Source organism: Caballeronia sp., assembly GCF_028292365.1.
GTDB lineage: Bacteria > Pseudomonadota > Gammaproteobacteria > Burkholderiales > Burkholderiaceae > Caballeronia.
The window spans coordinates 1-22,654 of sequence record NZ_JAQGMM010000074.1 but is presented as its reverse complement, the minus strand read 5'-3'; the positions used below and the strand labels follow the sequence as shown (position 1 = coordinate 22,654).

The following is a 22,654-nucleotide window of genomic DNA, read 5'->3' as shown; positions in this document are numbered from 1 at the left end:
CGATACAAGCCTGGGCGCAAACCTGCAGTGGTCCCCTTCCTGTTACTGTCAATATTCCCGCTGTGTCAGTGCCCAAGAGTCTTGCAGTTGGCCAGTCCATACCTGGCGGTAAAGCGAGTTTCGCGATTGCGCTTACTTGCAGCTTCAATTTCGCACCGGGCGCCCGGTGGTGGTTAAAAACAAATCCAAGTGCAACCATGACATTAGTGCCAGGTTATTCCGACGTGTACACCATGAGCGGCATGACCGCAGGGATAGGCTTTCGGGTGCGAGGAAATAACGGTATGGTTTTAAGCCCCATCGATTATGGAGGAACGAGCAACAGTTTTGACTTAGCCCCAGCCACATCGGATCCCAATATGCTTGTGGGCTCATTTGAACTGGTGAAAACGGCAGAAACCGTTGCGACCGGGAATTTCAGCTTCAGCACCTATGCGAGTGTCGATGCTGTTAAGTGGGCGAATGGCGGTACCGCGGCAACGAGCGCAATTTCGTTCAAATACACCATTGCCGCGTCCGCTGTCCCTGCATGTACGGTTACGCAGAGCGATATTGCGGTATTTTTGCCAACAGTTCGGGCCAAGGACCTTGCCACGGTTGGAGCGACCGCAGGTCTTCAGACATTCACAATAGATCTGACTTGCGAGGACAATGTAAAACCGCAGATGAGCGTGGCCGATGTCGCGAATCCATCCAATGAATCAACAGAACTGAGTCTTGCGCCGGGATCCACTGCGACGGGGGTGGCGGTTCAGGTCCTGTATGGAGCGACGCTGATTCGCTATGCCCCTCCGGATACTCTTATACCGGAGCCGCGACGCCCGGTACGAACGGCTTTTCTTTTACCGCCGGGTCGGGAGCCGTGCACGTTCCATTTTCAGTCCGATATGTACGTGTCGGCACTCCCGTCACACCGGGACTCGTCAAGGCGATGGCGACGTTTTCGCTGTCATACCAATGAGATATTCGTGCGATGGTTAATTTGTTGTCGCCAGACTTACTGCCGCGCGAGCCGCGCATTATCCGGCAGCGGCAGATTAAAGTTGGTCCGAAACGGATTGATATCCAAACCGCCGCGCCGTGTGTAGCGCGCATAAACGGCTAATCTTTCCGGCTTGCATTCACGCATCACGTCCAGAAATATCCGCTCAACACATTGCTCATGAAACCCGGTATGTTCACGATAAGAAATGATATATCGCAGCAATCCGGCATGATCGATCGGCACGCCGACATAACGAATCTGCACGCTGCCCCAATCCGGCTGCCCGGTTACCGGACAGTTCGATTTCAGCAGGTTCGAGAACAGCGTTTCATCGACCGGTGATTCGCCAAAAGACGCGCGCAGCAACGAAGGATCCGGGGCATAAACATCGGCATCCAGATCCAGTCGATCCAGCGACAAACCCTCAAACTCTTCCATCTTGAGTTTTACGCCAAACTCATACGGCGGGACAAGCTGCACGGAAACGTTCGCGCCGCACACTGCGGAAACGTCCTTGCGAATGGCCGCACGAACCTCGTCGATAGAATCAAACGCCGTCTGCGAGAAAGATCCCAAGTACAACTTGAACGACTTCGACTCGACAATATTGGGCGAATCCGCCGGCACGATAAACGTTGCCACCGCGATCTGCGGCTTGCCTTTCGTGTTCAGCCACGACAGTTCGTATGCGTTCCAGATATCGGTGCCGAAGAACGGCAGCGGGCCCGTGAGCCCGAGCGCGTCGCGCCCGGACTTTCGATCGATAGGAAACAGCAGCGCCGGATCGTACCGTTCGGTGTACTGGACCGGCTTGCCAAGAGGAGAGTGTTCGGGCGTATTCATGATGATGCGTTCGATATGCCACTTGGAACGTGCCCCGTCGCAGTCACAACGCGAGCCGATTCAATATGGCCAATTTGGTCGTCGAAGAAAAAGTCGGGTTCGAACTTGCCCAGGAACGGGCCTTTGTTCAATCCACCGAGGAACATCGCTTCGTCGATTTCGATGTTCCAGGCCATCAACGTCCGGATGGCGCGCTCGTGCGCGGGCGCCGATCGCGCCGTGACAAGCGCCGTGCGAATCCGCATCCGGGATGTGGCATGGCTAAGTTTTTGCAGCTTGTGAAGCGCTTCCAGTAACGGTTTCAACGGCCCGTTCGCCAACGCCAGGTCTTTCTTGCCGACTTCATGCTCCACGAACGCCGGTAAACCTCGCGCCTGGAACACTTGCTCGGCTTCGTCGGAGAAAAGCACGGCATCGCCGTCGAAAGCGATTCGAATTTCGTCAGGATACCGACTAGCGGCAAGCGGCGCTCGCGGCACGACCGTCGCAGCGGGAAATCCGGCGGCGAGGGCGTCGCGGACATCGGCTGAATTCGCGGACAGGAACAACGATGCGCGAAACGGTTCCAGATACCCAAACGGTGACCGACCGCGCGTGAACACCCCGCGTTCGATCACCAGTCCGTGCTCCTTGCACGAACTGAACGCGCGCAAACCGCTTATAGGATCGCTGCGCGACAGGATCACGACTTCTACGCGCCGCTCGCCGTCCACGTTCAACGCGAGCAACTTCTCGATCAGCGAGAACGCAATGCCGGGTTTAGCCGGAACATGAAGCCGCGAACGCTGCAGCGCCTCGTACTCACGCGAGTCGCCGGCTTCGTAGACCTCGTTTTCTTCTTCGAAATCAAACAACGCCCGCGATGAAATCGCGACCACCAGCTTGTCGTCCAGCGTGAAAGCCATGCGCGGGTCAGGCCAGGAACAGCTTGTAGACGGGGTTCGCGCCTTCGTCCCACCACTGATAACCCAAGGTCGCAAGGAATTGCCCGAACGCCGCGTTATCCGTCGCCGGCACTTGAACACCAACGAGAATCGAGCTGGTATCCGCGCCTTGGTTCCGGTAATGGAACAGGCTGATATTCCAGTTCGGCGCCATCGATGAAAGAAATTTCATGAGCGCGCCCGGACGCTCGGGGAATTCAAAACGCAGCAGGCGTTCGTCCTGCGCAAGCGGCGAACGACCACCGACCATGTAGCGGATATGTTGCTTCGACAACTCGTCGTGGCTGAGATCGACCGTAGCAAATCCATGTTCGATAAACGCGTTCGCCATCTGCACTGCTTCGCCGCGCGTCTTGATCTGCACGCCGACAAAGATATGGGCGGCGTTGGCGTCCGCGATCCGGTAGTTGAACTCGGTCACGCTGCGTGTGCCGACCAGTTCGCAAAAGCGCTTGAAACTGCCGCGTTCTTCCGGAATGGTCACCGCGAACACTGCTTCGCGCGCTTCACCTACTTCGGCCCGTTCGGCCACAAAACGCATCCGGTCGAAGTTCATGTTCGCGCCGGACGTCACGGCGACCAGCGTCTTTGCTTCCAGCCCATCGCGCTCGGCGTATAGCTTTGCACCTGCAACCGCCAGCGCGCCCGACGGCTCCAGCACGCTGCGCGTGTCCTGGAAAACGTCCTTGATCGCGGCGCAGAGGGCGTCGGTATCCACCGTAATGACTTCGTCGAGCAACTCGCGGCACAGCCGGAACGTTTCCTCGCCGACGAGTTTTACCGCCGTGCCATCGGCAAACAGCCCGACTTCAGCCAGCGTGACACGCTCGCCTGCCTCGATGGATTGCTTCATCGCGCACGAATCGATGGCTTGCACGCCGATAACCCGGATTTCCGGGCGCACTGCCTTGACGTACGCCGCGACGCCTGCCGCGAGCCCGCCGCCGCCGATAGGAACGAAAATCGCGTGGATCGGCCCTTGATGCTGGCGCAGGATTTCCATCGCGACAGTGCCCTGGCCGGCGATGACGTCGGGGTCATCGAAAGGATGAACGAAGGTCAGGCCACGCGCTTCCTGCAACTTGACGGCGTGGCCGTACGCGTCGCTATAGGATTCGCCGTGCTGGACGATCTCCACGGTCGGGCCGCCGAACGCGCGCATGGCGTCGATCTTGACCTGGGGCGTCGTGACCGGCACGACGATGACGGCTTTGCAGCCGAGCCGTGTGGCCGAATACGCGACGCCTTGAGCATGATTTCCCGCCGATGCCGTAATCACGCCGCGTGCGAGCACGTCGGCGGAAAGCTGCACCATCTTGTTGTACGCGCCGCGAATCTTGAAGGAGAACACCGGCTGGTTGTCTTCGCGTTTCAGGTAGACCGAGTTGTGCAGCCGCGCGGACAAATTGCGGGCGGGTTCGAGCTCGCTTTCGCGGGCGACGTCGTAGACGCGCGCGGTCAGGACTTTCTTGAGGTAATCGGGGTGTGTCATTCCGGAGCCGTTCGCGCGGCTGTGCGCGCCATTTTTGAGAGCGAAAGCATCAATAATAGCGCAGGGGCTCGCCGGCACGGGTTTCGGGCTAGACGACGTTGAGTCCGGCCACAGAGCCTGGAAGCAGCGATCCGATGTCAATTCCGGGTGCGTTGGCGGAAACCGCAGGTAACACGGCGTCAATCCCAACCGCCACGCTCCGACCCCCACGCCAGTGAAAAAACCAACCACCAGTGAAAAATCCAACCGCCAGTGAAAAAACCGCCAAAAATCCGTCGAAAATTGGCATGCACAAAGCCCTTCAACCCGCTACCGGCCGCGAACGACAAACATCCCGATGAGTTAGAATTCCTTTTTCGATACAGGATCGGAAGATGCAACGGCAGTCCCGGACCGGCTTTTTGACGCATGTTCCCCGCGACGCTCTACGCGAGTGCTGCGCGCTCTGCTGCGCTATCCACGCGGCTTCGGAACGACATGCGCGTCATCAGCGATCGTGGCGCTGATTCCGGACCTCCGAAGGTTTTGCATCGCTCGCCAACCCCTGCCGGCGAGCACCTTCACAAAAAAAGTATCACTCGAAAATCTGCGCTTCCCCGCGCAATGCCGGCTATAGCGCTGCTCGTGATCTCATTGTCAGCGTAAGCGCCGGCTCACCGAACTGTCGAATATGAACGCACCCCAAGCCTTCGATCCGAACGGCGCCGCGCATGCCGTGGCCCTGGATACCGAGCCGCGCCTGCGCGAAATTCCCTATAACTACACCTCGTTTTCCGATCGCGAAATCGTCATTCGCCTGCTCGGCGAGGAAGCCTGGGCGGCGCTGGCCATTCTGCGCAGCGAACGCCGCACGGGCCGCTCGGCACGGATGCTCTACGAAGTCCTCGGCGATATCTGGGTCGTGCGCCGCAATCCGTATCTGCAGGACGATCTGCTCGACAACCCGAAACGCCGCGCCTTGCTGATCGAAGCGTTGAATCACCGTCTGGGCGATATCGAAAAGCGTCGCAAAGCGGATCTCTCGCAGCATCAGGACGATGCCGGCCGGGATCGCGCCGCACGTGTGGAACTGCTGATCAGCGCCGCCTGCCGCGCGGTGGAAGATTTCAAGAAAGAGTTCGAGCAGACCTACGATCTGCGCAAGAAGGCATCGAAGGTCTTAGGCAAGGTCACCGAAAAAGACAACATCAAGTTCGATGGTCTGTCGCGCGTCTCCCACGTGACGGACGCAACGGACTGGCGCGTCGAATACCCGTTTGTCGTGCTGACGCCGGATACCGAAGCGGAAATTGCCGGGATGATCAAGGCGTGCTTCGAACTCGGGCTGACCGTGATTCCGCGCGGAGGCGGCACGGGTTATACCGGCGGCGCAATTCCTTTGACGCCATTCGCGGCCGTCATCAATACCGAAAAGCTCGAGCAGCTCGGACCCGTCGAAATGACGGATTTGCCGGGCGTCGACCATAAAGTCGCGACCATTCATTCGGGCGCGGGCGTGGTCACGCGCCGGGTAACGGAAGCCGCCGAACAGGCTGGTTTCGTCTTTGCCGTCGATCCGACGTCGCTGGATGCATCGTGCGTCGGCGGCAACGTCGCGATGAACGCCGGCGGAAAAAAGGCCGTGCTGTGGGGTACGGCGCTCGACAATCTGGCCTGGTGGCGCATGGTCGATCCGCAAGGCAACTGGCTTGAAGTGACGCGCCTGGATCACAACTGCGGCAAGATTCACGACATCCCCATGGCGCGTTTCCGGCTCGACTGGTTCGACGGATCACGTGCGCCGGGCGAGAAATTGCTGCGCACGGAATCGCTCGATATTGCCGGCAGCAAGTTCCGCAAGGAAGGGCTCGGCAAGGACGTGACGGATAAATTCCTGTCGGGTCTGCCGGGCGTGCAGAAGGAAGGTTGCGACGGGCTGATTACATCGGCGCGCTGGATTCTGCACAAGATGCCCGCGCATACGCGCACCGTCTGCCTCGAATTCTTCGGTCAGGCACGCGATGCGATTCCGAGCATCGTGGAAATCAAGGACTACTTGTTCGAGACGTCGAAGAAGGGCGGCGCGATTCTCGCCGGCCTTGAGCATCTGGACGAACGATATCTGCGTGCTGTCGGTTACGCGACCAAGAGCAAGCGCAACGCGTTTCCGAAGATGGTGCTGATTGGCGATATCGTCGGGAATGATCCGGATGCTGTGGCTCAGGCTACGTCCGAAGTCGTCCGCATGGCGAACGGCAAGAGCGGCGAAGGGTTTGTCGCGGTGAATGCCGAAGCGCGCAAACGCTTCTGGCTCGACCGCTCGCGCACGGCGGCAATCGCCAAGCATACGAACGCGTTCAAGATCAACGAAGACGTGGTGATCCCGCTGAACCGCATGGGCGAGTACACCGACGGGATCGAGCGAATCAATATCGAGTTGTCGATCAAGAACAAGCTGAAACTCGTGGACGCCCTCGAAACGTTCTTCAAGACGGGCAAGCTGCCGCTCGGAAAGAGCGACGACGCCAACGAGATTCCGAGCGCAGAACTACTCGAAGACCGCGTGCAGCAAGCGCTCGATCTGTTGCAGCGCGTGCGTGAACGCTGGACGTTCGTCGGCGAAAAGCTGGATCTGCCGTTGCGCGAAGCCCAGCACTACATGGTTCAGCTCGGCTACGAAGGGCTGGCCGAGAAGATGGCGGATCGCGTGGATTCACAACCGGGCGTCCGCGTGTTCGACGTCGCGCAAGACCGCATGATCCGCATCTCCTGGAAGCAGGAAATCCGCGCTGAACTGCGGCACATTTTCAATGGCGGTGAGTTCAAGCCCATCCTGGAAGAAGCGCAGAACATCCACAAAGCAGTGCTGCGCGGTCGCGTATTCGTCGCGCTGCACATGCACGCTGGAGACGGCAACGTCCACACCAACATTCCGGTCAACTCCGACAACTACGAGATGCTGCAGGACGCGCACGTCGCGGTCGCACGCATCATGAAGCTGGCGCGCGATCTGGATGGCGTGATTTCGGGCGAACACGGTATCGGCATTACGAAGCTGGAGTTCCTGACCGAAGACGAAATCTCTGAATTTCGCGAGTACAAACAACGCGTTGATCCGGAAGGCCGTTTCAATGCCGGCAAGCTGCTTGCGGGCGCCGATCTGCGCAACGCCTATACGCCGAGTTTCGGCCTGATGGGTTATGAATCGCTGATCATGCAGCAGTCGGATATTGGCGCGATTGCGGACTCGATCAAGGACTGCCTGCGTTGCGGCAAGTGCAAGCCGGTCTGCGCGACCCACGTGCCGCGCGCCAACCTGCTCTATAGCCCGCGCAACAAGATCCTCGCGACATCGCTGCTGGTCGAAGCGTTCTTATATGAAGAGCAGACGCGGCGCGGGGTATCCATCAAGCATTGGGACGAATTCAACGACGTCGCCGATCACTGCACCGTCTGTCACAAGTGCGTGACGCCGTGCCCGGTGAAGATCGATTTCGGCGATGTCACCATGAACATGCGCAATCTGCTGCGCAAGATGGGCAAGAAGAAGTTCAACGCGGGCAACGCCGCCGGCATGTTCTTCCTCAACGCGACGAATCCGCAGACCATCAACCTCGCCCGCACGGCGATGATGGGTGTCGGTTACAAGGCGCAGCGGCTCGGCAACGAAGTGCTGAAGAAGTTTGCGAAGAAGCAGACGGCGAAACCACCGGCAACGGTCGGCAAGCCGCCGGTCACGCAGCAGGTGATCCACTTCATGAACAAGAAGATGCCGGGTAACTTGCCGAAGAAGACGGCGCGGGCGTTGCTGGATATCGAGGACAACAAGATTGTCCCGATCATCCGCAATCCGAAGACGACGACCTCGGATACGGAAGCGGTCTTCTACTTCCCGGGCTGTGGCTCGGAGCGCCTGTTCTCGCAAGTCGGCCTCGCTACGCAGGCGATGCTGTGGGAAGCCGGCGTGCAGACGGTATTGCCGCCGGGTTACCTATGCTGCGGTTATCCGCAACGCGGCGCTGGTCAATTCGATAAAGCCGAGAAGATCGTCACGGATAACCGCGTGTTGTTCCACCGTGTGGCCAATACGCTGAACTATCTGGATATCAAGACGGTAGTGGTGTCGTGCGGGACTTGCTACGACCAACTGGCCGGGTATGAATTCGAGAAGATTTTCCCGGGTTGCCGGATTATCGATATCCACGAATTCCTGCTGGAAAAGAACATCAGGCTGGAGGGCGTGACGGGGACGCGCTACATGTATCACGACCCCTGCCACTCGCCGATCAAGACAATGGATCCGATCAAGCTCGTGAATGAAATCATGGGCTCGGCACACGACGGCTACAAGATCGAGAAGAATGACCGATGCTGTGGCGAATCGGGCACGCTCGCCGTCACCCGTCCGGACATTTCGACGCAAGTCCGCTTCCGTAAGGAAGAGGAAATCCGCAAGGGCGCGGCGAAGTTGCGCGACATTCCGCTCGTGGGCGAGGCGGGCGCGAACGCTTTGAATATGGCGAACGCGTCGGCGGGAACGGCGGGTGCTGCGCCGGGTTCAGTGTTAAAAGCAGGTGACGGCGCTCAATCCACCGGAACCGATGTCAAGATCCTTACGAGCTGCCCATCCTGCCTGCAGGGTTTGTCGCGCTATAACGAGGACGCGAACATAGAAGCGGATTACATCGTCGTGGAGATTGCCCGCAAGGTGCTCGGCGCGAGCTGGATGGAAGATTACGTGGCGCGCGCTAACGATGGCGGTATCGAGCGCGTGCTGGTGTAATAGCGGAATCGGGGCTTGTTTCGCTAGAGGAAAATGATGGACTGTGTTTTTTGCCGTGAAGACGGCGGCGAGGTCTTGTGGTCGGACGACGCAGTGCGCGTCGTCCTCGCCGATGAGCCCGAGTGGCCGGGTTTTTGCCGCGTGATCTGGCATGCGCACGTGGCGGAAATGTCCGATCTCGACAACGCCGCACGCCTCAAGTTGATGGCGGCGGTGAACGGCGTGGAGCGCGCGATCCGTCGCGTGCTTGCGCCGGCGAAGGTCAATCTGGCCAGTCTCGGCAACCAAGTCCCTCACGTTCACTGGCACGTCATTCCGCGCCATTCCAACGATTCCCGTTTCCCGTTGCCCATCTGGGCGCCGCGCCAGCGTACGGTGTCCCAGGCGCTGCTGTCGAATCGCCGGGCGCAGGCCACCTTGCTGCGCGAAGCTGTACGCGCCGAGATGGCGCTGGCATTCGGCTGAGCCTCTGCCAGGCCGCCCCGGGCTAACCGACTATCTGACCAAAGGCTCACTATGAGCGGACTGACCAAACAAACGCCGATTCCGACGGGCATTGTCGTGCATTCGAAAACGCGCGCCCTTGAGCTGCAATATGGGAACGATCAGACGTATCGGATACCGTTCGAGCTATTGCGCGTATATTCGCCGTCGGCAGAGGTTCAAGGTCACGGTCCCGGACAAGAAACGCTGCAAACGGGCAAGCGAGACGTGCTGATCAACGCCGTCGAGCCGGTGGGCCACTACGCGTTGCAACTCGTTTTCTCCGATGGCCACAATACCGGTCTCTATTCCTGGGACATCCTGCACGACCTCGCAGTCCGCCAGGATGAACTCTGGGAAGACTATCTCGCCAAACTGGAAGCGGCGGGTATCGACCGCGATACGCCAATGACGCAGAAAACGTCCGGCGGACATCGACACTGACCGGCTTTTACTTTGCAGCGGCAATTTGCCGCTGCCATCGGCCAAAAGCCCGTACGAGGGCGCAGCCAACAACACGAACAAGATGAGGACGAACGCGATGAGCAAGACCCACTTCGGTTTTGAAACGGTCGACGAACAGGAAAAAGCGAAGAAGGTGGCGGGCGTTTTCGATTCGGTCGCAAGCAATTACGACTTGATGAACGACCTGATGTCGGGCGGGCTGCATCGCGCGTGGAAGTTCTTCGCGATCGGCCAGGCGAAGGTTCGTCCAGGCTACAAAGTGCTCGACCTGGCAGGCGGGACGGGTGATCTGGCAAAAGCGTTCGCGAAACAAGCGGGCGAAAAGGGCGAGGTTTGGCACACGGATATCAATGAATCGATGCTGCGCGTCGGCCGTGATCGTCTGATTGACCGTGGTGTGATCACACCCACCCTGATCTGCGACGCCGAGAAGATTCCGTTCCCGGATAATTATTTCGATATCATTACAGTTGCCTTTGGACTTCGTAATATGACGCACAAAGATGGTGCGTTAGCCGAAATGTACAGGGTATTGAAGCCGGGTGGCCGGGTCCTGGTTTTGGAGTTCTCGAAAGTATGGGAGCCGTTAAAGAAGGCGTACGATCTCTACAGTTTCAAGTTTTTGCCGTGGCTTGGCGACAAATTCGCGAAAGATGCGGATAGCTATCGCTACCTCGCCGAGTCAATCCGGATGCATCCGGATCAGGAAACGCTGAAAATAATGATGGAACGCGCAGGATTGGATCGAGTCGAATATTACAATTTGTCAGGTGGCGTGGTAGCGTTGCACGTCGGGACAAAATTTTAGTGTTCCACTTCTTATAAGGATTCGAAATGTCCGATACGCGCTTACCCCAAACTCGGGGTTTCCTGAAGTCGTTATTCAGGAAAGCCGGGGTCGTTGCGCTGGCTGGCGTAATCATGGCCGGTGCTTTGATCGCTGAAGATGCAGAGGCACGTCGCATGGGCGGTGGCCGCAGCATGGGTCGTCAATCAACCAGCGCAGCTCAGCAGAATCAAGCTACGCCACCCTCGCAGTCCATGCAGTCGGGCCAAGCGGCCAACGCCCAGCGTGCAGCGCCGGCAGCGGCACCCGCTGCTGCGGCCGCGCAACCTGCGCGTAACCGCTGGATGGGCCCGCTCGCAGGTCTCGCCGCTGGCCTCGGCATTGCGGCGCTGTTGTCCTCCCTCGGTCTTGGCGGCGCATTCGCCGGTGCAATGGCTAACATCATCATGATCGCGTTGATCGTGATGGCTGCTGTGATGGTGTTCCGCTTCATCATGAATCGCAGGAAAAATGCCAATACGCCGGCGTATGCAGCGGGCGGCGCGGGTTCGCCTTTCGGCGGATCGGCACGTACCGGGTTTAACTCGCAGGAGCCCAGCTATGTACCGCCGTCGGCGCCGGGTGGTTATGGTCCGTCCGCCGCTGCGCTGAGCAGCGCGAACACGATCGAAGCCGCACCGCAGGTCGACGTACCCGCAGGTTTCGACAGCGAAGCGTTCGTGCGCAACGCGAAGGTTTATTTCGTGCGCTTGCAGGACGCATGGGATCGCGGCAATTCCAACGACATCCGCGAATTCACCACGCCGGAAATGTTCGCGGAAGTGAAGCTGGACATTGACGCACGCGGCACGCAGCCGAACCGTACTGACGTCGTGCAACTCAACGCCGACATTCTGGGCGTCGAAGAGCGCGGCACGGAAAGCCTTGCCAGCGTGCGTTTCCACGGTCTGATTCGTGAAACGGAAGGCGCTGCTGCCGAGCCGTTCATCGAAATATGGAACCTGTCGAAGCAGAAGTACGGCAACGAAGGCTGGTTGTTGGCCGGGATCCAGCAGGTCGGTTAATTGGGCAGCACGACGGGCTGAAAAAGCCGGTCGTCCGGGCGTTGACGGGCAGGCCTTATGGCTAACGTGATGTTGGCGGTGCTGTGGGGCAAACGACAACGCCAGTTGCAAAGGTAGAATAGAAACCCGCGCGAGTGACCGCTTGCGCGGGTTTTTTCATCTCAGAGCCGATGACGCACGCAGACGAATTCGCCCAACCCGCCGCACCTTCAGCCACTCAGGCCGCAGCCAGAACCGCATCGAAAGCGTTCGCGGCGGCTGTGAACCACGTGCTCGCGCGCGAATCCTGGGCTCGCGAGAGGCTTACGCCTTACGCCGGCAAGACCGCGCGGCTGGCACTCTCGCCGTTCTCGCTGTTGCTGATGATCCAGCCTGACGGGCTGATTGCCGCTGTCGACGAAACCGAAGCACGTACTTTCGACGTCACCCTCTCCGTGCCCGCGGACGCCGTTCCGGCATTCCTGCAAGGCGGCCAGGCGGCTGCGATGAAACACGTCCGCATAGAAGGCGATGCGGAGTTCGCGACTACCATCGCGAAACTGGCCGAACACCTGCGTTGGGAGCCCGAAGAAGATCTGGCTCGCGTAATTGGCGACGGTCCCGCTCACCGCATTGGCTCGACCGTACGCAAGGCGGGTGAACAAGCGCGCCGTTCAGGACGCAATCTGCTTGAATCGGTGGCCGAATACCTGCTCGACGAACAACCTCAACTCGTGCGCCGCAGCGCTCTCGACACGTTCAATGCCGAACTGTCAGTAGCCCGGGACGCGCTCGCGCGCGTCGAAAAACGCATCGAGCGACTTGAACAAAAAGCCGAAGCCCGAGGCGCGTCAGCGTCCGGCGCCGCGTCAGCGCGCGGCACGAGCAAGTAACGGGCTGAACCATGCGTCTTCTGCGTTTCCTCAAGATTTTTTTCACCGTAGTGCGATTCGGGCTCGACGAGCTGGTGATGAGCGGCATCCAGGACCGGCGTGTCCGCTTGCTCATGCGCGTCACCACGTTCGGCCGAAAGTTCGATGTCCCACGCGGGGTGCGGCTGCGTCTCGCGCTCGAAAGCCTTGGGCCCATCTTCGTCAAGTTCGGGCAGGTGCTGTCAACGCGGCGCGATTTGCTCCCTGTCGACATAGCGAACGAACTCGCCAAGCTTCAGGACCAAGTGCCGCCGTTCGACTCGGACGTCGCCATCGGCCTTGTGGAGAAGTCGCTGGGCTCACCCATTGATGTTTTGTTCGACGACTTCGAACGTGTGCCGGTGGCGAGCGCATCGATTGCACAGGTGCACTTCGCCAAGATCAAGACCGGCGCACATGCGGGCAAGGCAGTGGCGGTGAAGGTGTTGCGGCCGAACATGCTGCCCGTGATCGACTCGGATCTGGCGTTGCTGAGGGACATTGCGTACTGGACCGAGCGGCTATGGGCGGACGGCAAGCGGCTGAAGCCACGCGAAGTGGTCGCCGAGTTCGATAAATATCTCCACGACGAACTCGACCTGATGCGCGAGGCTGCGAACGGCAGCCAGTTGCGACGCAATTTCGCGGGCCTTGATTTGCTGATGGTGCCCGAGATGTATTGGGACTATTCGGCGCCGACCGTGCTGGTGATGGAGCGCATGGTCGGCGTGCCAATCAGCCAGGTGGAAGTGCTGCGAGCGGCTGGTGTGGATATCCCGAAACTGGCGCAGGAAGGCGTCGAGATATTCTTCACGCAAGTATTCCGCGACGGTTTTTTCCACGCCGACATGCATCCCGGCAACATTCAGGTGAGTCTCGCGGAAGAGACGTTCGGGCGATATATCGCGCTGGATTTCGGGATTGTCGGCGCGCTGTCCGACTTCGATAAAAACTATCTGGCGCAGAATTTCCTGGCGTTTTTCAAGCGCGACTATCACCGTGTGGCCACGCTGCATCTGGAGTCGGGCTGGGTGCCGCCGAGCACGCGCGTCGAAGAGCTGGAAAGTGCTATTCGGGCCGTCTGCGAACCGTACTTCGATCGGGCATTGAAGGATATTTCGCTGGGCCAGGTGCTGATGCGGCTCTTTTCCACTTCGCGCCGCTTCAACGTCGAGATTCAGCCCCAACTCGTGCTGCTGCAGAAAACGATGCTGAACGTGGAGGGGCTCGGCCGGTCGCTCGATCCCGAACTCGATCTGTGGAAGACCGCGAAGCCGTATCTCGAACGGTGGATGAATGAGCAGGTCGGCTGGCGCGGCTGGTACGAAAGGCTGAAACTGGAAGCGCCGCAATGGAGCAAGACGCTGCCGCAGTTGCCGCGCCTGATCCATCAGGTGCTGGCCGACCGGCACGACCAGCCCGGCGGCGGCAATGACGAGCTCATGCGCATGATCCTGATCGAGCAGAAACGCACGAATCGATTGTTGCAAGCGTTGTTGATCTTCGGGCTTGCGGTAGGCGCGGGTGCTGTGCTTGTCCAGTTCTGGCAGGTATTTGCATACGGAGGGTGAGGACACCATGATCGACAACAGCAAGCCCGCTTTCCCTCCCAGCTTCCAGGCCCACGATCCGAATTCTCCAGAGTTCTGGAACGAGCGCTTCGACCAGCGCTTTACGCCCTGGGATCAGGCTGGCGTGCCTGAAGCGTTCAGGGCGTTTGCCATCGAGCATCGGAACACGTTGACGAACGTCCTGATTCCCGGGTGCGGCAGCGCGTACGAAGCGTTATGGCTTGCGCGGGAAAATTGGCCGGTCAGGGCTATCGATTTCTCTCCAAGCGCCGTTGCAGCGGCGCGTGAACAATTGGGCGAACACGCCAGCGTGGTTGAACAAGCCGATTTCTTTGCCTACAAGCCGCCGTTTGAAACGGGCTGGATTTATGAGCGCGCGTTCTTGTGCGCCCTGCCGCGCGACCGGTGGCAGGATTACGCCGTTCGCATGGCCGAACTGCTGCGGCCCGGCGCGCTGCTGGCGGGTTTCTATTTCATCGGCGAGACCCTTAAAGGGCCGCCGTTCGGCATCGAGCGTAATGCGCTCGATGCCTTGCTGACGCCGTATTTCGAGCTCGTGGAAGAGCACGAAGTGACTGGCTCCATTGACGTCTTCGCTGGCCGCGAGCGCTGGATTACCTGGCGCCGGCGTGAGCCGAAAGCTTAGTCTGCTGAGTGAATCCGTCGTATCCCGGGTGTCGTCTGCAGCGGTTGACACTCGCCCGATATATCCCGTATCTGCATCAATCCGCCTGCGCCTGCACAGCCCGTGTTTTGACAAAAGAAACCTGCGCAAACCGGCTGCGTCCCCTTGAAACCAAGGCCTGCAAGCCCAAAATTAAGGGTTGGCCGATGGTTTGAGGCTATAATTCAAGGCTTTGCAAGCGCCGAAACGTTAATCGTAGGAAGAGTGACATGCCGATCTACGCGTACCGCTGCGAGTCCTGCGGCTTCGAAAAAGACGCGCTCCAGAAAATGAGCGATGCACCGCTCACGCACTGTCCGCAGTGCGGGAAAGACACATTTGCCAAGCAGGTAACGGCCGCAGGCTTTCAGTTGAAGGGTTCTGGCTGGTACGTGACCGATTTCCGTGGTGGCAACAACGGCGCTGCTGCTGCCAAGAAAGAAGACGGCAGCAAGAAGGATGAAGGCGCCAAGGCCGAAACGAAGAGCGAAGGCGCATCGGATTCGAGTAATTCGAATAAAGATTCGGGCAATCAGTCGTCGAAGACAGATTCGACCTCTGCAAGCACGCCAGCGGCAGACAACTCGAAGTCAGGCAGCACGTCGTCCGCTGCGGCGTCATCGAGCAAACCAGCGTCGCCTGCATCGAATTGACGCTCGTCGTTGGAGCGAAGCGCGAAGCCTGCAACGCAGTCTTGCCCGACCCGTGCCGCAAGCGCGTTCAGTTGCACGATCTGCTCGATCTGTCCGATCGCACGCAAGAAGATGACCGCCCGAAGCCATGAATGTGCGCTGGGCGGCAAACCAGCCAAACCGTTGAAGCCCAAACGGGGCGGCCTTCCGGCTGTGTAAATGACGACCAAAAAGACTACGTTGAAATCCGTGTTCGCAACCGGCCTGCTGGTGCTGGTTCCGCTCGCCATCACGCTGTGGGTGATCGGCCTCGTGATCGGGACCATGGACCAGACGCTCCTGCTGTTGCCGGAATCCTGGCAACCCGAGCGGGTCTTCGGCTTTCACCTGCCGGGCCTCGGCGCCGTGCTGACGCTCGCCTTCATTTTCGTCGTGGGCTTGCTCACGCAGAACTTCGTCGGCCAGAAACTGGTCGAGTGGTGGAATGTGATCGTGCGTCACATTCCCGTGGTCGGACCGCTGTATACCAGCGTTAAACAAGTGTCGGACACATTGCTCTCCAGCAGCGGCAACGCGTTTCGCAAGGCACTGCTGATCCGTTACCCGCATTCGGGGGCCTACACCATTGGTTTCCTGACGGGCATCCCCGGCGGCGACGTGGTCAATCACCTGACTGAAGATCATGTGAGCGTCTACGTGCCGACCACGCCGAATCCCACCTCGGGTTTCTTCCTGATGGTGCCGAGAAGCGAAGTCATCGAGCTCGACATGTCTGTCGATGCTGCGTTGAAGTACATCGTATCTATGGGAGTAGTCGCGCCGTCCATGCCGCAAGCGCAGGCCGCGCCGCGTCGCCCCGTCGATCCGCCGCTGTAATGCCGGCGCGCTGCGAACAACGCTTTGAGCTTGTGCGCGCGCACCGTTGATCAATGAATAACGAAAGACACAACATCATGTCGATGAGATCCGAATACTGCGGTCTGGTGACCGAAGCCCTGCTGGGCCAAAGCGTTTCGCTGTGCGGCTGGGTACATCGCCGGCGCGACCATGGCGGGGTTATTTTTATCGATTTGCGTGATCGCGAGGGCCTGGTGCAGGTCGTCTGCGATCCCGATCGCGCTGAAATGTTCAAGATCGCCGAAGGCGTGCGCGGCGAGTTTTGCGTGCAGGTGAAAGGCGTCGTGCGCGCTCGTCCGGAAGGCACGGCGAACGCCGGGCTGACGAGCGGCAAGATTGAAGTGCTGTGCCATGAGCTGAATGTGCTGAACCCGTCGGTGACGCCGCCGTTCCAGCTCGACGACGACAACCTCTCCGAAACCACGCGCCTCACGCACCGTGTACTCGACCTGCGCCGTCCGCAAATGCAGCAGAACCTGCGTTTGCGATACCGCGTGGCTATTGAAGTGCGCAAGTACCTGGACGCGCAGGGTTTTATCGATATTGAAACGCCGATGCTCACCAAGAGCACGCCGGAAGGTGCGCGCGATTATCTGGTTCCGTCGCGTACGAACCCGGGTCAGTTCTTTGCGCTGCCGCAGTCGCCGCAATTGTTCAAGCAATTGCTGATGGTGGCGAACTTCGACCGTTACTACCAGATCGTGAAATGTTTCCGCGATGAAGACTTGCGCGCGGATCGTCAGCCGGAATTCACACAGATTGACTGTGAAACGTCGTTTTTGACGGAACAGGAAATTCGCGATCTGTTCGAAGCGATGATCCGTCACGTCTTCAAGGAGACTATCAACGTTTCGCTCGACGAAAAATTCCCGGTCATGCTGTACTCGGAAGCCATGCGCCGTTTCGGCTCGGACAAACCGGACCTGCGTGTGAAGCTGGAATTCACGGATCTGACGGACGCCGTGCGCGACGTCGACTTCAAGGTCTTCAGCACGCCCGCCAATTCCAAGGACGGCCGCGTGGCGGCGATTCGCGTGCCGCGTGGCGGCGAGATGACGCGCAGCGAGATCGACGGTTACACGGAATTCGTGCGTATCTACGGCGCGAAGGGCTTGGCCTGGATCAAGGTGAACGACATCGCGAAGGGTCGCGACGGCTTGCAAAGCCCGATCGTGAAGAACCTGCACGACGCATCGATCACCGCGATCATCGAGCGGACCGGCGCACAGAACGGCGACATCATTTTCTTCGCGGCGGATCGTTCGAAAGTGGTGAACGACAGCTTGGGCGCGTTGCGTCTGAAGATTGGCCATTCGGAATTCGGCCGTGCGAACGGCTTGTTCGAAAAGGGCTGGAAGCCGCTGTGGGTGACCGACTTCCCCATGTTCGAATTTGATGAGGAAGACAACCGTTACGTGGCCGCGCATCACCCGTTCACGAGCCCGAAGGATGAGCATCTGGAATATCTGGAAACGGACCCAGGCCGCTGCCTCGCAAAGGCCTACGACATGGTGCTGAACGGCTGGGAAATTGGCGGCGGATCAGTGCGGATTTATCAGGAAGAAGTGCAGAGCAAAGTGTTCCGCGCGCTCAAGATTGGCGCTGAAGAAGCGCGTCTCAAGTTCGGCTTCCTGCTCGACGCACTTCAGTACGGCGCGCCGCCGCATGGTGGTATTGCTTTCGGACTGGACCGGATCGTGACGATGATGGCGGGCGCCGATTCCATCCGCGACGTGATCGCTTTCCCGAAGACGCAGCGTGCGACCGACTTGTTGACGCAAGCGCCGAGCGAAGTGGACGAGAAGCAGTTGAAGGAACTGCATATTCGTTTGCGTGCGCCGGAGCCGAAGCCGCAGTAAGCTTTAGCAGCATCACGGGTTGAAACGGAAAAGGCGCCGCAGGCGCCTTTTTCCGTTTATGGGGTCAAGCAAGCAGCAGCCCCCAACCCCTCCCCCATTTGCAACATCCGAAACGAAACTACCTCCCGGTGCGCCTTTTCCCGTTTTTAGGTTACATTCTTCGGCCAGCCTCTTAGAAAGGCCGCAACGTTCCAACCATGTCCAAGCCGCCGAAAATTCCCGAGTCTGTCCTCGTTGTCATCCATACGCCCGAACTGGACGTGCTCGTCATTGAGCGCTTCGACCGGCCGGGTTTCTGGCAGTCCGTGACGGGTTCAAAAGATCACATCGATGAACCGCTGGTCTTGACAGCGGCGCGCGAAGTCGCCGAAGAAACCGGCATCGTGGTCGGCAGCCCAGGCGTGCCGGAACGCTCGCTGATCGACTGGCATCATCGGATTGAATACGACATCTATCCTGAATGGCGGCATCGCTATGCCGAAGGCGTCGTGCGCAACGTCGAACACCAGTTCAGCCTGCTCGTACCGCATTGCGTTGAAGTGACGCTAGCGCCGCGCGAGCACACCGCCTTTCTCTGGCTGCCGTTCCGTGAGGCGGCGGCGAAGTGTTTTTCATCGTCGAATCGTGAGGCGATCCTGCAATTGCCCGAGCGTCTCGCGGAGCACAGCCGGTGATCGGTTTCGGCACGCCTAAACGGCGGTTCGCCCGGCTCAAGCTAGCCCTGTTCGGCGGACGCCGCCCGGTACGGCTGTGCTTCACCATCAACAACACGGTGCGGCTGTTCAAAACCGGCGTGGAATTTTTCCCGGCGCTGATTGAACGCATCGACGCCGCGCAGCACGAGGTCTCGCTCGAGACCTATATCTTCTGCGACGACCCAGCGGGCCGCGCCATTTCCACCGCGCTGATGAACGCGGCCCGGCGCGGCGTGCATGTACGCGTGATCACGGACGGCATAGGCACCGCGAAACTTCCGCTCTTCGATGAATGGGCGCAGGCGAACGTCGAGCATCGCGTGTATAACCCGCATCTGTTCGGGCAGCTTGGCTTCTCGCGGACGCATCGCAAGCTCGCGGTCATCGATCATCACATTGCGTTCTGCGGCGGCATCAATATTGTCGATGACTTCGACCAGAACGGTGTCCATCTCGACCATGCGCGCTGGGATTTTGCGCTAGAGGCGCAAGGCCCGGTGGTCAAGGACGTCCGTGAAGCCATCGATCTCCAATGGCAGCGGATTCGCCTCGGCGTGAAGCCGCTGGCGCCGCGGCCGCAGGATCAGCCACCTACGCCGGGCGCATCGTCGAGAACGAACCGGCGCGCATTGCGAGCACGCCTGCGAGCGCGGCGGGGCCTGATTCACGCGGTCGATCAGCCGTGCGTGGCGTTCGTCGCCCGCGACAACCTGCTCAACCGGCGCGCAATCGAAAAGGCTTACCTCGCCGCGATTGCACACGCGGAAAAAGAAGTGATGCTGGCGAATCCGTATTTCATGCCAGGGCGCAAGCTGCGCCGCGCGCTGGCGCGCGCAGCGCAGCGTGGCGTTCGCGTCACACTGGTGATCGGGAGAAAAGAGTTTGTCGCGCTTGATTACGCGACGCCGTTCTTGTATCGCAATCTTCTGAAGTACGGCGTGCGGATCGCGGAATACGAGAAAACCATACTGCACGGCAAAGTGGCCGTAGTAGATTCGGATTGGGCGACAGTTGGATCGTCAAATCTGGACGCGTTGAGCCTGGTGCTGAACAATGAAGCAAACATGGTGCTGGTGAACCATGAGAACGAGATCGTGAAGCTGCGTGACGCGATCCTGGCTGCCTTCCACGACGGCCGCCCGATCACGGTCGAGCAATACGCGGCGCGCCCGGTTGGTGAGCGTCTGCTTAACTGGCTCGCCTACAACGCATATCGCACGATGATGAAAATGCTCACCATCGGCCGCTACGATTGAGGCGTAAAAATCGCGGCGCAGTCAAACCCGGGCAGCCCCGACTGGCTGTCCGCCCACAAACCGGGACAAACTGAGAATCATCCTATGGATGTGGCTGGAAGTTAGACCCCGGTTTCTAATAAAAAGCTTGTTTCATGAGCGGCTAGCTATAACAATAGTACGGCCGTTCGATTTTATTTCGATTCAATGAAAACGGTAAAGATCATGCGAAAAGGCGAACAGACACGCGTCGCGATCCTCGATGCTGCGCTGGACCTGGCGAGCCGCGACGGACTTGAGGGTTTGACCATCGGCTTGCTGGCCGAACGGATGCAAATGAGCAAGAGCGGCGTGTTCGCGCATTTCGGCTCGCGCGAGGATCTTCAGGTGGAAGTGGTGAAGGAATACCACCGTCGTTTTGAAGACGAAGTGTTCTACCCGAGCCTGCGCGAAGCACGCGGTTTGCCGCGTTTGCGTTCAATGCTGGCGCGCTGGATGGAAAAGCGCATTGAAGAAGTGACAACGGGCTGTATCTACATCAGCGGCGCGGTGGAGTACGACGATCGCGCCGACAGTGCGGTCCGCGAGCAACTCGTGCATAGCGTGACCACCTGGCGAGCGGCGCTCACGCGCGCGATCAACCAGGCGAAAGATGAAGGGCATCTGCGGGCGGACACCGATCCGGCGCTGATGCTGTTTGAGCTTTATAGCTTCACGCTCGGCCTGCATCATGATGCGCGTTTCCTGCACCTGCCGGAGGCGGTGCAACTGACGCGGGACGCGCTGGAGAAAACGATTGTTTCGTATCAAAGCAACGGCCATTAGGCGTCGGGCGAATCAGCAGAAGGCTGCTGTAGAGCAGATTCGGCGGCGACCAAGGCCCAAGCTTCCTGGACACTTGGAGAAGAAAAATGGGACAGTACACTGCGCCGCTGCGTGACATGCAATTTGTCTTGCACGAATTGCTCAATGTGGAAGCCGAGGTCAAGAACATGCCAAAGCATGCTGACCTTGACGCGGATACCATCAATCAGGTTCTCGAAGAGGCCGGCAAGTTTTGCGCCGAGGTGCTTTTTCCGCTGAACCAGATTGGCGACCGCGAAGGCTGCACGTATGAAGGCGATGGTGTCGTGCGCACGCCGGCGGGGTTCAAGGAAGCCTACAAGCAATACGTGGAAGCGGGCTGGCCGGCACTGGGTTGCGATCCGGAATACGGCGGCCAGGGCTTGCCTGCGTTCGTGAACAACGCGCTGTTCGAAATGCTGAACTCGGCAAACCAGGCCTGGACGATGTACCCCGGCTTGTCGCACGGCGCGTATGAATGCGTTCACGCGCACGGCGCGCCGGAGCTGCAGAAGACGTACTTGCCGAAACTCGTCGATGGCACCTGGACCGGCACCATGTGCCTGACTGAACCGCATTGCGGCACGGATCTGGGCATGCTGCGCACGAAGGCCGAGCCGAACAGTGATGGTTCCTACGCCATCAGTGGCACCAAGATCTTCATCTCGAGCGGCGAGCATGACCTGGCTGAGAACATCGTGCATCTGGTGCTCGCTCGTTTGCCGGGCGCCCCCATTGGCACGAAGGGTATCTCGCTGTTCATCGTGCCAAAGTTCATTCCGACGGACGCCGGCGCTCCCGGCGAACGCAATGGCGTGAAGTGCGGGTCCATCGAACACAAGATGGGCATTCACGGCAACTCCACCTGTGTGATCAATCTGGACTCGGCGAAGGGCTGGCTTGTCGGTGAGCCGAACAAGGGCTTGAACGCCATGTTCGTGATGATGAACGCGGCGCGTCTTGGCGTTGGCATGCAAGGGCTGGGGCTGACGGAAATCGCGTATCAGAACTCACTGACGTATGCGAAGGAACGGCTGCAAATGCGTTCGCTGACCGGCCCGAAGGCGCCGGAAAAAGCGGCTGATCCGATCATCGTGCATCCGGATGTTCGCCGCATGCTGCTCACGCAAAAGGCCTACGCCGAAGCGGGCCGCGCGTTCACGTACTGGGCTGCGCTGAACATCGATAAAGAACTGTCCCACGCTGATGAAGCCGCGCGTAAAGACGCCGCCGATCTCGTCGCGCTGCTCACGCCGGTCATCAAGGCGTTCCTGACGGACAACGCGTTCGAAGGCACGAACATGGGCATGCAGATCTACGGCGGCCATGGCTTTATCTCCGAATGGGGCATGGAGCAATATGTGCGCGATGCCCGCATCAACATGATCTACGAAGGCACGAATTCGATTCAGGCGCTGGATCTGCTCGGCCGCAAGATTCTCGGCGACATGGGCGCGAAGCTGAAGAAATTCGGCAAGCTCGTGACGGACTTCGTTGAGCAAGAAGGCGTGAAGCCGGAGATGCAGGAGTTCATCAACCCGCT

General features: G+C 59.4%; 19 protein-coding genes. 16 read left to right on the top strand and 3 right to left on the bottom strand.

Annotation, left to right across the window (positions count from 1 at the left end; all coding sequences use genetic code 11):
- Nucleotides 1-197: 197 nt before the first annotated feature.
- On the top strand, nucleotides 198-1,088 hold the full coding sequence (locus JWR14_RS38515) for a fimbrial protein (RefSeq protein ID WP_366144504.1): 891 nt from the start codon (nucleotides 198-200) through the stop codon (nucleotides 1,086-1,088).
- Here JWR14_RS38515 and queF read toward each other — a convergent pair.
- Genes queF through ilvA form a run of 3 tightly spaced genes read right to left on the bottom strand, consistent with a single transcriptional unit; the run spans nucleotide 998 to nucleotide 4,264 of the window.
- On the bottom strand, nucleotides 998-1,828 hold the full coding sequence (gene queF / locus JWR14_RS04425; protein ID WP_299701992.1) for an NADPH-dependent 7-cyano-7-deazaguanine reductase QueF: 831 nt from the start codon (nucleotides 1,826-1,828) through the stop codon (nucleotides 998-1,000). The genes JWR14_RS38515 and queF overlap by 91 nt on opposite strands.
- Complete coding sequence (locus JWR14_RS04420; protein WP_299701988.1) at nucleotides 1,825-2,733, bottom strand: 5'-nucleotidase; 909 nt, start codon at nucleotides 2,731-2,733, stop codon at nucleotides 1,825-1,827. The genes queF and JWR14_RS04420 overlap by 4 nt, the downstream gene beginning before the upstream one ends.
- Nucleotides 2,734-2,740: 7 nt before the next feature.
- A complete protein-coding gene (gene ilvA, locus JWR14_RS04415) occupies nucleotides 2,741-4,264 on the bottom strand; it encodes a threonine ammonia-lyase, biosynthetic (protein ID WP_299701985.1) in 1,524 nt (507 codons plus the stop codon).
- A gap of 670 nt (nucleotides 4,265-4,934) precedes the next feature.
- On the opposite strand from ilvA, the gene JWR14_RS04410 reads away from it, so the two are divergent.
- From JWR14_RS04410 to JWR14_RS04340, 15 genes are all read left to right on the top strand, one after another.
- Nucleotides 4,935-9,026 carry a DUF3683 domain-containing protein gene (locus JWR14_RS04410; protein WP_299701982.1) on the top strand — a complete coding sequence of 1,364 codons (4,092 nt, stop codon included), beginning with the start codon at nucleotides 4,935-4,937 and terminating at the stop codon, nucleotides 9,024-9,026.
- Nucleotides 9,027-9,062: 36 nt separating this feature from the next.
- The gene (locus tag JWR14_RS04405; RefSeq protein WP_299701998.1) at nucleotides 9,063-9,491 is read left to right on the top strand and encodes an HIT family protein; all 429 of its coding nucleotides are present in this window, start codon (nucleotides 9,063-9,065) and stop codon (nucleotides 9,489-9,491) included.
- A 51-nt stretch (nucleotides 9,492-9,542) separates the two neighbouring features.
- The gene (locus JWR14_RS04400; RefSeq protein WP_299701979.1) at nucleotides 9,543-9,953 is read left to right on the top strand and encodes a DUF971 domain-containing protein; all 411 of its coding nucleotides are present in this window, start codon (nucleotides 9,543-9,545) and stop codon (nucleotides 9,951-9,953) included.
- A 97-nt stretch (nucleotides 9,954-10,050) separates the two neighbouring features.
- Nucleotides 10,051-10,782: a bifunctional demethylmenaquinone methyltransferase/2-methoxy-6-polyprenyl-1,4-benzoquinol methylase UbiE gene (gene ubiE / locus JWR14_RS04395; RefSeq protein ID WP_031357560.1), complete on the top strand. Its 732-nt coding sequence runs from the start codon at nucleotides 10,051-10,053 to the stop codon at nucleotides 10,780-10,782.
- A gap of 26 nt (nucleotides 10,783-10,808) precedes the next feature.
- A complete protein-coding gene (locus JWR14_RS04390) occupies nucleotides 10,809-11,825 on the top strand; it encodes a TIM44-like domain-containing protein (RefSeq protein ID WP_299701964.1) in 1,017 nt (338 codons plus the stop codon).
- Between the two features lie 170 nt (nucleotides 11,826-11,995).
- A complete protein-coding gene (locus JWR14_RS04385) occupies nucleotides 11,996-12,697 on the top strand; it encodes an SCP2 sterol-binding domain-containing protein (protein ID WP_299701961.1) in 702 nt (233 codons plus the stop codon).
- Between the two features lie 11 nt (nucleotides 12,698-12,708).
- A complete protein-coding gene (gene ubiB / locus JWR14_RS04380) occupies nucleotides 12,709-14,286 on the top strand; it encodes a ubiquinone biosynthesis regulatory protein kinase UbiB (protein ID WP_299701958.1) in 1,578 nt (525 codons plus the stop codon).
- A 7-nt stretch (nucleotides 14,287-14,293) separates the two neighbouring features.
- Nucleotides 14,294-14,932 carry a methyltransferase domain-containing protein gene (locus JWR14_RS04375; protein WP_299701955.1) on the top strand — a complete coding sequence of 213 codons (639 nt, stop codon included), beginning with the start codon at nucleotides 14,294-14,296 and terminating at the stop codon, nucleotides 14,930-14,932.
- A gap of 248 nt (nucleotides 14,933-15,180) precedes the next feature.
- Nucleotides 15,181-15,603, top strand: coding sequence for a zinc ribbon domain-containing protein (locus JWR14_RS04370; protein WP_299701952.1), 423 nt, complete (start codon nucleotides 15,181-15,183; stop codon nucleotides 15,601-15,603).
- 198 nt (nucleotides 15,604-15,801) lie between these two features.
- On the top strand, nucleotides 15,802-16,458 hold the full coding sequence (locus JWR14_RS04365) for a DUF502 domain-containing protein (RefSeq protein WP_299701949.1): 657 nt from the start codon (nucleotides 15,802-15,804) through the stop codon (nucleotides 16,456-16,458).
- Nucleotides 16,459-16,535: 77 nt separating this feature from the next.
- Nucleotides 16,536-18,338 carry an aspartate--tRNA ligase gene (gene aspS / locus JWR14_RS04360; protein ID WP_299701946.1) on the top strand — a complete coding sequence of 601 codons (1,803 nt, stop codon included), beginning with the start codon at nucleotides 16,536-16,538 and terminating at the stop codon, nucleotides 18,336-18,338.
- A 197-nt stretch (nucleotides 18,339-18,535) separates the two neighbouring features.
- A complete protein-coding gene (gene nudB / locus JWR14_RS04355; protein WP_299701943.1) occupies nucleotides 18,536-19,012 on the top strand; it encodes a dihydroneopterin triphosphate diphosphatase in 477 nt (158 codons plus the stop codon).
- Between the two features lie 47 nt (nucleotides 19,013-19,059).
- Complete coding sequence (locus JWR14_RS04350) at nucleotides 19,060-20,289, top strand: phospholipase D-like domain-containing protein (protein WP_299701995.1); 1,230 nt, start codon at nucleotides 19,060-19,062, stop codon at nucleotides 20,287-20,289.
- Nucleotides 20,290-20,493: 204 nt separating this feature from the next.
- Nucleotides 20,494-21,093, top strand: coding sequence for a TetR/AcrR family transcriptional regulator (locus JWR14_RS04345; protein WP_299701940.1), 600 nt, complete (start codon nucleotides 20,494-20,496; stop codon nucleotides 21,091-21,093).
- Nucleotides 21,094-21,179: 86 nt separating this feature from the next.
- Nucleotides 21,180-22,654, top strand: a 1,475-nt coding sequence (locus tag JWR14_RS04340) for an acyl-CoA dehydrogenase family protein (protein ID WP_299701937.1), incomplete at its 3' end; no start/stop codon positions are given.